Here is a 13,404-nt window from a genome sequence, read left to right on the forward strand (position 1 = left end):
GTCCGGCGGCGCGCGACGACCCGGTGCCACGCAGCCGCCTCAGTCGTCCAGCACGCCCCGCAACTCGCCCCGGCGCCGAATGCCCAACTTCCGGTAGGCGCTGGTCAGGTGGGTTTCCACGGTACGGCGGGCCACATGCAGGAGGTCCGCTATCTCGGTGTTGGTGCGGCCGTCCGCAGCGAGTTCCGCGATACGGCGCTCGCTGCCGGTGAGGGACCCGGAACCGGTGTGCGCGGGCGTGGTACGGCGGCCGCCCGCGGTGCGGAGGGCCTGTTCGGCGTAGGTCAGCAGGCGGACGCTGCCCAGCCGTTCGGCGCGTTCGGCGCCCTCCCGCAGATGGTCGCGGCCACGCCCGCGTTCACCTGCGGCGGTCAGCTGCCGGCCGTGGGCGAGGAGGGAGGCCACGAGTTCGGCCTCGGCCGGGGAGTCCCGCAGGAGGGCCACCGCCTCGGCGCCCAGTTCCAGGCCCCGCCGGCCCCGGGTGGCCCGGCCCAGGACCCGCAGCGCCCGACCCGTCGTGCGCGGGGTGTTCCACACCCGGGCCAGTCGCAGTTCCTCCGTCGCCAGGGCCAGCGCCTCCTGGGGGTTGCCCAGCGCCAGCCGGCACTCCGCGGCCGCCGTCCGCCACGGCGTGACGACCGGACTGTGCACGGCGCGGGCGGACTGACGCCGGCCGCACTCCAGGAAGTCGTGCAGGGCGCCCGCGACGTCCCCCTCGGTGTGGCGCAGCACACCCCGCGCGTACAGGAACCGGTTCAGCTCCCAGGAGTCCGGGGTGTCGCGGAGGTCGAAGGTGTCGGCCAGTCGGCGGGCCTGCGACGTACGGCCCGTCTCGACCAGCGCGAGCAGGGTGTGTGCGTCGGCGTTGACCGGGCTGCCGCCGGTGCGCCGGGCACGGCCCGCCTCGGGGAGGGCGGCGAGCAGCGTGCCGTACGCGCCCCGCGCCGCCGCGATGTCCCACCTGGTGTCCAGCAGCGCCTGTTCCATCGGGTGCAGGAGGCTCGGATGCTGGCCGGCCAGGCCGCGTTCCACCAGGCGTTCGGCTTCGTCGAGTTCGTCGGCCCACTGGGCCACCGCCGCGGCCGTGCCCAGCAGGAACGGCTCGGCCAGGGGATCGGCGGGTTCCGTCAGGAGGGTGCGGAGCCGTCGCATCGCCTCCTGCGCCGGGAGGTCGCCCGCGGTCGCCGCGTACCGCACGAGCAGGGCCTGCCCGGACGCGCCGACGAGCTCCGGGGAGCGTTCGGCGGTGTCGGTGAGCCAGCGGTAGGCCTCCCGGCGGACCGTCTGGTCCTGGTCCGAGAGCAGCGCGGACGCGGTCTGCAGGGCCCGCGCCAGGTCGGGGTGACCGGCCAGCCGGCCTTCCAGTCGGCGCAGCACCTCCACCGCCGTACGGACCTCCCCTCGGCCCACGAGCGCGGTGCCCAGCGCGATGGCCGTACGGACCTGGTCCCGGGGTTCGGCGGGCAGGTCGAGCGCCTCGGCCAGCCGGGGGATGCCAGCCGGGGTGTCGGCCGAGGCGTACTCCAGGGAGCCGAGTTCGGTGAGCAGCCGCTGCCGCAGGTCGTCGGGCAACGGTTCCTGGAGGGCTCGGCGCAGGTAGCGGACGGCGTCGCCGGGGCGGGCGTCCCGGGCGGCCACGGTGGCGGCGTCGCGCAGCACGCGCAGCGCCCAGGGCAGGCCGGCGGGCGCGCTGCCCAGCAACTGCCGTGCCACGGCGTCGAGGTGGTCGCCCCGGCGGAGCATCGCCTGGGCGACCGCCCGGTGCGCGTCCTGACGGCGGGCGGTGGACCAGCCGCCGAGGACGGCGTCCCGCAGGAGCGGGTGCGCGTAGCGGGGCCGGCCGGCCCGGTCCGGGCGCAGCACGCCGAGCCGCGTCATCGCGGTGAACCACCCGGAGACACGGGCCGGGTCGGCGCCGGAGGCGTCGGCGACGAGCGCGGCGAGGGCGTCGGTGGCGGCTTCGGCCGCGGGCAGGGCTTCATGGGCGGCTTCGGTGACGGTGTCTGTGCAGCCGTCGGGATCAGGGACGGGGTCGGGGAGGGGGAAGGAGAAGGGAACGGGGACGGTGTCGCGGGCAGCGGAGCCCTCCGCCCGCTCGGCACTCGCCGCCCGCTCGGCGTTCTCCGTCCGGTCGGCGTTCTCCGCCAGCTCGGCGCTCGCCTTCCGCGCGGCCCGTGCAGCGCTCGCCGCCCGTTCCGCCCGTACGGCCCGTTCCGTCCTTTCCGTGCGTTCCGCCTGTTCCAGGGCCGCGAGGGTGCGGGCCACCTCCGCCGTCGCCGGGCCCGCGCTGTCCAGCCACCAGGAGACGGCCGCCGGGTAGGAACCCGGGTACAGCGCGGCGCACGTCCTCGGGACGGCCGTCGGCGGCGGGGCGCCGTCGAGGTCGTCGAGGAGGGCGTGCAGAAGCAGCGGGCTGCCCGCGCCGGCCCGCACACAGTCCGCCGTCCACCGGTCGGAGGCCGTCGGGAAGGCGGCCCGGACCAGGTCGGCCGAGGCGTTGTCGGTGAGCGGGGCGAGGGTGTGGGTGCGGACCATGGACGGGGACAGGGCGTGGGTGAGACCGGCGGGCCGCGGATCGATGTCGTACTGACTGCGCTCGGTGGCCACCAGGAGTACCGGTAATCGGTCGATGCGGCGGGCCGCCTCCACGAACCAGCGGCGCGAGGCCTCGTCGGCGAGGTGGACGTCGTCCACGGCCACCATGAGCGGCGACTCGTCGGCGTACGAACGCAGCAGTCGCCACAGCCGCGCCGCACTGCCCCGGTCGTCGTCGCCCGGCCCGACGTCCGCGAACTCGGGTACGGAGCCGAGGAGGTGGAGCACCGAGGAGAACGGCAGCGCGATGTCGTCGGGTGAGCAGCGGGCGCGCAGCACCCGCAGGCCCAGGTGGGTGGCGTGCGCGGCGGCGGCCTCCAGGACGGCGGACCGGCCGGTGCCCGTGGCCCCGCGCAGCAGGACGAGACGGCCTCCGCCGGCTCGGGCCCGCTCCGCCTCCGCCGTGAGCAGCGCGTGCGCGTCCTCGCGTTCCCGCAACGGTCCGGTCATCCCTGCCTCCTGCTGTCGGGCACATCGGACTTGTCCATGTACACGTAGAGGTCGTGCGGTTCGGTACGGGTCCGCGCGGCCGTTGTGGCGAGGCTCACGGTGCCCTGGAGCGCACCGACCGAAAAAGCTCTGACCTGCGACGATGCAGGCGAATCGTGGTGGTGGGGGGCTTGCTCTCGTGGTCCGCCTCGTGGTGCTCCACGATTGCGCGCGCCCCGGAGGTCACAGAAGTTTGGACCGTACCCACCCGTCACCGGTCCCCATCGGACGGCGGGCCCGTGAACTTGGGGGAAACGGTTGCTCAGCTCACCACGGACAACAGAGACCGGCACCGCGGGTATCGCCGCGATGGGCGCCGCCGTTCCAGGCGTCACCCTCGGCACCCGGCGGCGGATTCCCGTGGCCGTCCAGGCACCCGACCCGATCTCCCGCGAGGGCGCCGTCAGCCAGTTGCGCGGGCGCCCCGAGGTCGAGGTCCGCGAGGAGGTCTCGGCCGTCGCCGGCACGGTGGCGCTGCTGATCGAGGACACCCTCGACGAGGGGGCGCTGGGCCGGCTGCGGCGGATCGTGCGCAGCGAGGGGGCGCGGGCGGTGCTCGTCGTGGGCACGATCCGTGAGACGGAACTCCTGGACGTCATCGAGTGCGGGGTCGGGGCCATCGTCTGGCGCCGGGAGGCCACCGCGCACCGGCTGGTGCAGGCGGTGCTGGCCGCCCACCGCGGCGACGGCGACCTGCCCGCCGACCTGCTCGGAAGGCTCATCAGCCAGGTGGGCACGCTGCACCGCGGTGCGGCGGGCCGGCCCGGCGCCCCCTCCCTGGGACTCGCGCCACGGGAGGTGGACGTCCTGCGGCTGGTCGCCGAGGGCCTGGACACCGGAGAGATCGCCAGCAAGCTGTCCTACTCCGAACGAACCGTCAAGAACGTCATGCACGGACTCACGACGCGGTTGCATCTGCGCAACCGGGCGCACGCGGTGGCATATGCCCTGCGGGAAGGCTACATCTGACCGAACGGGCAATCGAAGGCGGACACGCGGGCAGCATGCCCTGCCCGGCCGCCGACCCCGTCGTGCCTGCGGATCCGGGGCCGTCCGGGGCACGATCGTCGGACGGTGGGTGTGGCACGGCAAGTTGAGGAGCACGACGGTGATCCACGAGGTGGACGAGGTCCTCAAAGAGCTGCTCTCGAGCGGCGCGCTCGCGGGCTCCGGCATCGACGTCTCCTTCGAGGCTCCGACCCGGGACTGGGCGGCCCGGCGCAACGCCCCTGTGATCAACACCTACTTGTACGACATCCGGGAGGACGTGACCCGTCGCCAGCGCGGCCAGATGGCGGTGCGGGACGAGCGGGACGTCGTCGTGAAGCGCCGTCAACCGCCGCGCTGGTTCCGCCTGTCGTACCTGGTGACCGCCTGGACGCGGACCCCGCAGGACGAACACAGGCTGCTGTCGGCCGTGTTGGCGACGCTGCTGCCGCGCGAGATGCTGCCGGCCGACGAGCTTCCGGGCTCCCTGCGCGCGTTGGGCCTCGCGATGCCGGTGACGGTGGCCGGCATCCAGACCGAGTCGCGTTCCCTCGCCGAGATCTGGTCCGCCCTGGGCGGTGAGCTGAAGCCGTCGCTGGACCTCGTGGTCACGGCACCCTTCCCGGCCTATCCGGAGTACGACGCCGGGCCGCCGGTCACGGAGGGCGCGGCGGTCCGCCTGCGCGGGATCGACGGCGACCCGCCGGAGTCCGGCGAACGCGCCCACCGCCCCCACCAGGTGGCCGCGGCCCGCGCCGCCCGCGAGGCCGGCACCGGCCGTCCGGACCAGCGGTGAGCGACGCGTACACCGGGGCGGCCGAGGCCGACCGCGACACACCGGCACCCGACACCGATACGTTCACACTCGACACCGAGGCACCCCTGCCGGCCACCGACGTACTCGCGGCCGACGCCGGCGCGTTCATGGCCGACACCGGCCCGGGCGCCGACGGCGCCGACGCGGGCGGGCACGGCGCTGTGGGGCACGAGGGGCACGAGGGGCACGGGGACTTTGATGCCCGGGACGACCGGGCCGGCGCGTTGCTCGGGCGGGTCGGTGTTCTGCGGGATCGGGTCGGTGCTCTGGTCGACCGTCGGGCCGCCGCCGACCCGACGGCCGCCGATCCGCTGCGCGGCCTGTACCTCTCCGAGGAGGCGGTACGGCACCTGCTCGACGGTGGCCGGGCCGCCGCCGGCCCCGTCGCGGCCCCGCCCAGGGAAGCGGAGCCGACCGACTCGCTCAGCGCCCTCGCCGCCCGGCTCCGGCTCACCGAGCTGGACGCCGCGATCCTCCTCATCGCCCTCGCGCCCGATCTGGACCGCGACTTCGAGCCGCTCTACGGCTACCTCAACGACGATGTGAGCAGGCGACGGGCCACCGTGGGGCTCGCCCTCGAACTGTGCGGGGTGCCCGCCCACCTGGCCGCGGCCCGAGCCCGTTTCCACTCCTCGGCGCCGCTGCGCGCGTACGGGCTGCTGGACGTCGAGGAGCCCGAACGGCCCTTCCTTTCACGCTTGTTGCGCGTACCGGACCGGCTGCTCGCCCATCTGCTGGGCGACGACACGCCGGACGCCGCCCTGCACGGACACCTGCACCCGCTGCCCCCGCCGCTGCCCGCCGACGACGAGGACTTCGTCCGGCTGCTCGCGCGCCGGATGCGGGAGGGCGGCCCGCTCACCGCCTATCTGCGCGAACACCGCGAGGGCGACGGCCTCGCCGCGATCACCTCCGCCCTGCGCGCCGCCGGAGTCGACGCCCTCCGCTTCACCGGTCCCGAGGACGGCGTGCCCGGCCTGCTGCGCGAGGCACGGCTCGGCGGCCGGGCGGTCGTGCTGTCCGGCCTGCCGGACCAGCCGGGGCCGCTGATCGGCGCGCTGGCCGACGCGCAGGACGTCACCGTCCTGCTCACGGACCCGCGCCCCTACGACCCGCACTGGTCCACGCACGATCCGCTGGTCCTGGAGGCGCCGCGCCGCCGGGCCGGCGGGACGGCCGCCTGGGCGGCCGCGCTGGACTCCGCCGGCCCCCTCGACACCGCCCCCGGCTTCGACCTCGCCGCCACCGTCGCCCCCTACCGCCTCGGCGGCGAGCGGGTCGCCCGGGCCGCGCGGGCCGCCTCCGTCCTGGCCGCCTTCGAGGGCGGGCCGCTCACCGCCGACCATGTGCGGCTGGCCGCGCGACAGCAGTCGGCGTCCGGCCTCGAACGGCACGCGCGGCGGATCCGGCCGGACGTCGGCTGGCAGGACCTCGTGCTGCCCGAGCGGCCGTTGACCCAGCTGCGCGAACTCGCCCTGCGGGCCCGGCACCGCGACCGGGTGCTCGGCGACTGGCGGCTCAGCGCAGGCGGCGGGCGCGGCCGAGGGGTGCTCGGACTGTTCGCGGGCGAGTCCGGAACCGGCAAGACGCTCTCCGCCGAGGTCGTCGCCGCCGAACTCGGCCTCGATCTCTACGTCGTCCAGCTCTCCTCGATCGTCGACAAGTACGTCGGCGAGACCGAGAAGAACCTGGAGCGCATCTTCTCCGAGGCCGACCGAACCGACGCCGTACTGCTCTTCGACGAGGCCGACGCCGTCTTCGGGAAGCGGTCGGAGGTCAAGGACGCGCACGACAAGTACGCCAACATGGAGAGCGCCTACCTGCTCCAGCGGCTGGAGTCCTTCGACGGCATCGCGCTGCTCACCACCAACCTGCGCGCCAACATCGACGAGGCGTTCACCCGGCGCCTGGACCTGGTGGTCGACTTCCCGTTCCCCGACGCCGGGCAACGGCTCGCGCTGTGGCGGCACGGGCTGTGCCACGTGCCGTGCGCCGCCGACGTCGATCCCGGGCAGCTGGCCAAGGACTTCGAGCTGGCCGGCGGTTCGATCCGCAGCGCCGTCGTCACCGCCGCCTACCTCGCCGCCGGACGCGACGAGCCGGTCGGCGACGGCGACCTGCTGGAGGGGGCCCGCCGCGAATACCGCAAGGCGGGCCGCCTGGTGCCGGGCGAAGCCAACTGGTAGGCCGCCTGCACCCGTTGGCTGCTACTGTGCGCGCCACTTCTGGTTGGGCGTCCCCGAGCACGTCCACAGCTGGAGCTTGGTGCCGTTGCCGGTGCCGTTGTCCTTGGCGTCGATGCACTTGTCGGCCTGCGGGTTGACCAGGTCGCCGGCCTGGCTCAGCACCCACTGCTGGGCCGGGTTGCCGGAGCAGTTGGCCACCTGGATGACCGCGCCGTCGTCCTTCGACCCCCAGGCGACGTCCATGCACAGACCGAGCGCGCGCACGGTGCCGTCGCTCTTGAAGACCCACTTCTGATTGGCCGACCCGGCGCAGTCCCACAGTTGGAGCGGGGTGCCGTCCTTGCCCTTGCCGTTCTGGGCGCCCGTGATGTCGATGCACCGGTCCGAGGCCTGGCCGATGATCACGGCGCCGGGCACGGGAGCCGTCGTCTTCGTGTCGTCCGAGCCGCCGGACCCACTGCCGCTCCCGCCGCCTGACCCCGAGGAACCGCCGGACGTGGAACCGCCGCTGCCGTCCTCCTCCGCGGCCGGGGCGGAGGACGTCTGCTGCTCGGGCAGCGGGGCGGCGGAGGCGTCCACCTTCGGAGCCGACGGCGCGGAGACGGACGGACTGGGCAGCGCGGTGCTGCCGGCCTCCGCGAGCTTCTCGCTGGCGCTGGTGTTGACCTGCGGCTTGTACGCCAGCCAGATCATCACGAACGCGATCGCCAGGGCCACCGTCAGGCTGAGGGCCGTCGCCAGCCAGCGCGGCAGGAACCCGCGCTGCACGAACGTGCCGTCCACCGAGAGCGGCACCGCCCCCGACCGCTGCACGCTCAGCGCGTACGGCCGCTGCTCCTTCGAGCCGAACCAGATGATCTGGCGCGGGCGCAGCGTCGTGTCGACGAACACCGCCCGGCCCGGCTCGATCTGCACGCTGCCCGGCCGGAACTCGTACCCGAGGTGGTCACCCATGTCGGTGCCCGTGACGGACGCCGTCAGCCGGGTGTTGCCGATGTTGTCGATCGCGAGGCGCGGCCGGCCGCGGAACCGCCCCTTGACCGTGGGCGGCACCAGTTCCGCGCGCACCTCGGTGAACGGCGTGATCGTCAGGTTCCCCTCGGGGACGGTCACCGCCTCCGGATGCTCGGTCGGCGTGATGCGCACCGCGTACGGGTTGGGGCCGGCCGTGGCGTCCGGGGTGCGCGGCGGGGCGAAGGTCAGCTCGACCGTGCCCGTCGTCCCCGGATACAACCGCAGCGTCTGCGGCTCCACCGCCGTCCAGGTCGCCACCGCGCCCACCGGCTCGAAGCGGTACTCGTCGACGACGTCACCGGTGTTGCGCACCCGCAGCCGGACGGTCGTCGTGCCGCCGGGGTCGACGGTCGCCGCGGCCGGTTCCAGAGAAGTCCACAGAGTCACCTGTCGACGCTATGCCGCGGGGTGAGGGCGCGTCAGGAGGCCGAGGGGCACGACCGCTGCCCGAAAGGGCCGAGCGGCCGTGCCCGTTCACCCGGTTTCGGACCGGGTGTCACCGCGTGTCAGACGGTGAAGCGGACGGCTTCCAGCTGGAGCTTCTGTTCCATGGGGCTGCCGCCGTAGATCCAGTCACCGGCCTTGGTGCAGCCGTTCCCCAGCCAGCCCCGGTCCTTGACGTGCGCGTTCTGGCAGACGGAGCCCTCGATCGTCTTGATCGTGTAGCCCTCCATCGCCGCGACCGCCGGCTTGCTGGAGCCCATCCACATGTTGACGCCGTCGCCGGCCTTCGACCACTTGTCGCCGGTCAGCCAGCCCCCGACCACATGGGCGGCGTTGCCCGTGACGCCGCCGGTCCTCGCCGTGGCGATGTTGAGGGCCTTGATGGCCAGGTTCTTGCCGGTCGTACCGGCGATCGCACCGTCGCAGACCGGGTCCTGCCAGCCCTTGTCGGCCACATAGGCGCGGTAGCAGATGTGCCGCCCGTCGCTGCGTGCCGCGAGCTTGTTCACGGCGTCGGCCGCCGTCTCCTGCTTGGGCTTCACGGGGGCCTTCGACTCGGTCCCGCCGCCCCCGCCGCCGCCGCCGCTGCCGCTGCCGCCGTCGGCCGGGGCCTGGCTGCTGGCGGGCGCCTCGACCACGACGGGAGCCGTCGGGGTGGGCACCAGGGCCGGGGCGCTGGGCGTGGCCGAGGGGCTGGGCGCGAGGGTGCTGACGCCGGCCTCCGCGAGCTTCTCGTTGGCGCTGCTGTTGACCTGCGGCTTGTACGCCAGCCAGATCATCACGAACGCGATCGCCAGGGCCACCGTCAGGCTGAGGGCCGTCGCCAGCCAGCGCGGCAGGAACCCGCGCTGCACGAAGGTGCCCTCCACCTCCAGCGCCTGCGCACCCGACCGGCGCACCGCCAGGTTGTAGCGCTGCTCCTCCTTCGAGCCGAACCAGATGATCTGGCGCGGGCGCAGCGTCGTGTTCACGAACACCGCCCGGCCCGGCTCGATCTGCACATTGGCCGGCTGGAGCTCGTACGCCAGCCGGTCGCCGTGGTCGCTGCCGCTCAGCGAGGCGGTGAGCTTGGTGTTGCCGATGTTGTCGATCGCGAGGCGCGGCCGGCCGCGGAACCGCCCCTTGACCGTCGGCGGCACCAGTTCCGCGCGCACCTCGGTGAACGGCGTGATCGTCAGGTTCCCCTCGGGGACGGTCACCGCCTCCGGATGCTCGGTCGGCGTGATGCGCACCGCGTACGGGTTGGGGCCGGCCGTGGCGTCCGGGGTGCGCGGCGGGGCGAAGGTCAGCTCGACCGTGCCCGTCGTCCCCGGATACAACCGCAGCGTCTGCGGCTCCACCGTCGTCCAGGGTGCGGTCGGGCCGACCGGCTCGAAGCGGTACTCGTCGACGACGTCACCGGTGTTGCGCACCCGCAGCCGGACGGTCGCCCGGCTGCCGGGGTCGACGGTGACGGAGGCGGGTTCGAGGGATGTCCACAGGCTCACGTGCCGACGCTACGGGGAGAACGGCGGGCGGGGTCAGAGGCGACGGGGCAGGGTGCGTGCCCCGCCGGGCCGCGACCGGCTGCCCGAGGGGACCCGGTGGCCCGTCACCGCCCCCGGGGCCGCCCCCGTGCTCCCGCCGGGGACCCCGGCGCACCGGCGGCGGTGACGGCGGCCCGGGCGGGGTCCGGCGGCCCGCGCTGCCCGCGAGGGCAACAGCCGTGCCCCGGACCGTGCACCGGAAGCCGTTTCGGCGGACGCGCTTCGCGCGTGACGGTGAAAGACGTCCTGACGCGTACCCCGAGGAGAGCACAGCATGCCGTCCTACCTGTCGCCCGGCGTATACGTCGAGGAGGTGGCCAGCGGCTCCCGCCCGATCGAAGGGGTGGGCACCTCGGTGGCGGCCTTCGTCGGGCTCGCCCCGACCGGCCCCCTCAACGAGCCGACGCTGGTGACCAACTGGACCCAGTACGTGGCCGCGTTCGGTGACTTCACCGACGGCTACTACCTGGCGCACTCCGTCTACGGATTCTTCAACAACGGTGGCTCGGCGGCGTACGTCGTCCGCGTCGGCGGTACCTCCGCGGGTGCCGCCGGAGACGCCAAGTCGCCCGCCGCGGTGTCCGGTTCCGGCTCCGCGCCGGCCGCCCTCCCGGCCGGTGAGCCCAAGCAGCTCGGCACGTTCACGGTGACGGCCGTGGCGCCGGGCGAGACCGGCGGCCCGCTGAGCGTCGAGGTCGCGGACGCGGAGGGCGAAGGCCCCGCCGAGCGCTTCAAGCTGATCGTCAAGGACGGCGACAAGGCCGTCGAAACGTTCGACGTGTCGGCAAAGAAGGGCAACCGCTCCTACGTCGTCACCCAGGTCAAGGAGCGCTCCAAGCTCATCACCGTGGCCGAGGCGGCGCCCGCCGCGCAGCTGGCCCGCCCGGACAACCAGACGGTCGCACTGGCCGCGCCGCCCGCCGGCACACCGGCCGGCGCGGTCGAGGCCGCGCAGTCCGTCGGCCCGGCGCAGTACCTGGGCGACAGCTCCGACCGCACCGGCTTCGGTGGCCTGGAGGCCGTCGACGAGGTGTCCATGGTCGCGGTGCCCGACCTGATGGCCGCCTACCAGCGCGGCGCGATCGACCTGGAGTCGGTCAAGGCCGTCCAGCTGGGCCTGATCGCCCACTGCGAGCTGATGGGCGACCGCGTCGCCATCATCGACCCGCCGCCCGGCCTGAACGCCCGTCAGATCCGGGTCTGGCGCCAGGAGACGGCCGGCTACGACTCCAAGTACGCGGCCCTGTACTACCCGTGGATCAAGTCCTTCGACCCGTCCGCCGGCAAGGCCCGACTGATCCCGCCGAGCGGCCACGTGGCCGGTGTGTGGGCCCGCAACGACTCCGAGCGCGGCGTGCACAAGGCCCCCGCGAACGAGGTCGTGCGCGGCGCGGTGGACCTGGAGATCCAGATCACCCGTGGCGAGCAGGACCTGCTGAACCCGATCGGCGTGAACTGCATCCGGGCCTTCCCGGGCCGCGGCATCCGCATCTGGGGCGCCCGCACCCTCTCCTCCGACCCGGCGTGGCGCTACCTGAACGTCCGCCGGTACTTCAACTACCTGGAGGAGTCGATCCTGATCGGCACCCAGTGGGTGGTGTTCGAGCCGAACGACCACGCCCTGTGGGCCCGGATCCGGCGCAACGTCTCGGCGTTCCTCGTGAACGAGTGGCGCGGGGGCGCGCTGTTCGGCGCCCGTCCCGAGGAGGCGTTCTACGTCAAGTGTGACGAGGAGTCCAACCCGCCGGAGTCGGTCGACCTCGGCCGTGTGATCTGCGAGATCGGCATCGCGCCGGTCAAGCCCGCCGAGTTCGTGATCTTCCGGCTGGCCCAGTTCTCCAGCGGCAACGGAGAGCTGGAGGAGTAGGCCGCGAGCAGGCCCTCCGCCGTCGTACCGCCCTCTTCACCACACTTAGAAGGAAAGTCAGATGAGTCTCCAGCCGGGTGACGCCCTTACTTCACACAATTTCGGCCTCCAGATCGACGGCGTGATGGTCGAGTACCTCGCCGAGGTCAGCGGCCTCAGCCTCGAACAGGACGTCATCGAGTACCAGCAGGTCTCCGCGCAGGGCAAGCCCGTCACCAAGAAGCTGCCCGGTGTGAAGAAGGCGGGCACCTGCACGGTCGTGCGCGGTATGACCCAGTCCGCGGCGTTCAACCAGTGGATCACCGAGTCGATCAACGGCGTGATGGGCACTGCCCGCAAGAACGCCACGATCATGGTGATGGACTACCAGAACAACCCGGTCAAGCGGTACAACATGCGCAACGCCTGGTGCAGCAAGATCGACACCAGCTCGGTGAAGGCCGGCGAGGCCTCCGCGCTGACCGAGACCGTGACGATCACGTTCGAAGAACTGGTCATCGAGTAATGCGGCGCACGGCTGTCCGGGCAGCGGCGGCGAGCGGGGAGCCGCAGGAGGCGCTCCCGGCCACCGCCGTGCCCGAGTCCGAATCCCTGTCCGGCGCCGCGTCCGCGTTCTCCGCGCCGGGCGCGGCCGCCGCCCCGGCCCCCGCGCCGTACCGGCTCCAGACGGAGTTCCCCTTCGAGCTGCCGCGCGGGTACGTCGACGAGGCGGGCACCGTCCACCGCGACGGCGTGATGCGGCTGGCGACGGCGCGGGACGAACTGGTCCCGCTCCGCGACATCCGCGTCCAGGAGAACCCGGCGTACCTGTCGGTGGTGCTGCTGGGGCGGGTCATCACCCGCCTCGGCAGCCTCCCGCTGGTCCACGACGGCGTCGTGGAGAACATGTTCGCCTCCGACCTGGCGTTCCTCCAGGACTTCTACCGTCAGGTCAACGCCGAGGGGCACACCCGCGCCTCGGTGCAGTGCCCTCACTGCTCGGAGCCCTTCGAGGTGGAACTCGGCGGGAGCCGCCTGGGGGAATCGTGACGTACGCGACCGACCGGCTGCACGAGGAGATCGCGTACGTCGCCTACCACTTCCACTGGGGCCAGGACGAGATCCTGGACCTGGAACACCACGACCGGCGCCGCTACGCCGACCAGATCGCGTCCCTGGTGACCCGGGGCGGGGCGGAGGGCTGAGGCATGGGGTTCCTGGAACGGTTCCGGGGTGGCCGCGGGGGCGGACGCGGGGACGGCTCGGCCCCTTCGCCGGCCGCCGACACCGCCGCGCCGACCACGACCGGCGGCGGTGGCGCACCGGTGAGCGACGCCGGTGCGGCGCCACGCGTCGTCGCGGCCGCCTGGCCGACGCTCCCGCCCATCCAACGCGCGGCGGCCGGGCGCACGTCGGGGGTCGCCGACGCCGGGTTCGGCGGCCGGCTGGCCACCTGGCAGAACCCCTCCTTCACCGGCACCGGCTTCCACGCGGTGCTGG

Annotated in this window: 10 protein-coding genes; 7 read left to right on the plus strand and 3 right to left on the minus strand. The window is 73.7% G+C overall.

All coding sequences use genetic code 11. The annotated features are described in order from the left end of the window. Positions 1–39 precede the first annotated feature (39 nt). Entirely contained in the window at positions 40–3,045 is a 3,006-nt protein-coding gene (locus tag OHU34_RS20575) for a LuxR family transcriptional regulator (protein WP_230195166.1), read from the minus strand. 297 nt (positions 3,046–3,342) lie between these two features. On the opposite strand from OHU34_RS20575, the gene OHU34_RS20580 reads away from it, so the two are divergent. The 3 genes from OHU34_RS20580 to OHU34_RS20590 all read left to right on the plus strand — a co-directional run bounded on the left by OHU34_RS20580 (position 3,343) and on the right by OHU34_RS20590 (position 7,074). Next, positions 3,343–4,053: a LuxR C-terminal-related transcriptional regulator gene (locus OHU34_RS20580; RefSeq protein ID WP_405767719.1), complete on the plus strand. Its 711-nt coding sequence runs from the start codon at positions 3,343–3,345 to the stop codon at positions 4,051–4,053. 139 nt (positions 4,054–4,192) lie between these two features. Further along, positions 4,193–4,867: a DUF4255 domain-containing protein gene (locus tag OHU34_RS20585; RefSeq protein WP_142265284.1), complete on the plus strand. Its 675-nt coding sequence runs from the start codon at positions 4,193–4,195 to the stop codon at positions 4,865–4,867. Next, a complete protein-coding gene (locus OHU34_RS20590; protein ID WP_405767721.1) occupies positions 4,864–7,074 on the plus strand; it encodes an ATP-binding protein in 2,211 nt (736 codons plus the stop codon). Before OHU34_RS20585 ends, OHU34_RS20590 begins: the two co-directional genes overlap by 4 nt. Positions 7,075–7,095: 21 nt before the next feature. On the opposite strand, the gene OHU34_RS20595 is transcribed toward OHU34_RS20590, so the two are convergent. Continuing rightward, positions 7,096–8,475, minus strand: coding sequence for a ricin-type beta-trefoil lectin domain protein (locus OHU34_RS20595; protein ID WP_142265282.1), 1,380 nt, complete (start codon positions 8,473–8,475; stop codon positions 7,096–7,098). A 119-nt stretch (positions 8,476–8,594) separates the two neighbouring features. Continuing rightward, entirely contained in the window at positions 8,595–10,019 is a 1,425-nt protein-coding gene (locus OHU34_RS20600) for a hydrolase (protein WP_405767723.1), read from the minus strand. 313 nt (positions 10,020–10,332) lie between these two features. Here OHU34_RS20600 and OHU34_RS20605 point away from each other — a divergent pair, with 313 nt between their 5' ends. From OHU34_RS20605 to OHU34_RS20620, 4 genes are all read left to right on the plus strand, one after another. Beyond that, a complete protein-coding gene (locus tag OHU34_RS20605; RefSeq protein WP_142265278.1) occupies positions 10,333–11,925 on the plus strand; it encodes a phage tail sheath subtilisin-like domain-containing protein in 1,593 nt (530 codons plus the stop codon). Positions 11,926–11,986: 61 nt separating this feature from the next. Beyond that, positions 11,987–12,430, plus strand: a complete 444-nt coding sequence (locus tag OHU34_RS20610) for a phage tail protein (RefSeq protein WP_020132887.1) — start codon at positions 11,987–11,989, stop codon at positions 12,428–12,430. After that, complete coding sequence (locus OHU34_RS20615; protein WP_062644980.1) at positions 12,430–12,954, plus strand: hypothetical protein; 525 nt, start codon at positions 12,430–12,432, stop codon at positions 12,952–12,954. Before OHU34_RS20610 ends, OHU34_RS20615 begins: the two co-directional genes overlap by 1 nt. Further along, positions 12,951–13,109, plus strand: a complete 159-nt coding sequence (locus tag OHU34_RS20620) for a DUF6760 family protein (RefSeq protein WP_020132885.1) — start codon at positions 12,951–12,953, stop codon at positions 13,107–13,109. Before OHU34_RS20615 ends, OHU34_RS20620 begins: the two co-directional genes overlap by 4 nt. The last annotated feature ends 295 nt before the right edge of the window (positions 13,110–13,404 follow it).

It is taken from the genome of Streptomyces sp. NBC_00080, assembly GCF_045041255.1.
Lineage (GTDB): Bacteria > Actinomycetota > Actinomycetes > Streptomycetales > Streptomycetaceae > Streptomyces > Streptomyces coriariae.

Bases quoted from the DNA above. Each gene is read 5' to 3' on its own strand.
- OHU34_RS20615 (WP_062644980.1), top strand. From the start codon at position 12,430: ATGCGGCGCACGGCTGTCCGGGCAGCGGCGGCGAGCGGGGAGCCGCAG.
- OHU34_RS20575 (WP_230195166.1), bottom strand. From the start codon at position 3,045: ATGACCGGACCGTTGCGGGAACGCGAGGACGCGCACGCGCTGCTCACG.
- OHU34_RS20605 (WP_142265278.1), top strand. From the start codon at position 10,333: ATGCCGTCCTACCTGTCGCCCGGCGTATACGTCGAGGAGGTGGCCAGC.
- OHU34_RS20610 (WP_020132887.1), top strand. From the start codon at position 11,987: ATGAGTCTCCAGCCGGGTGACGCCCTTACTTCACACAATTTCGGCCTC.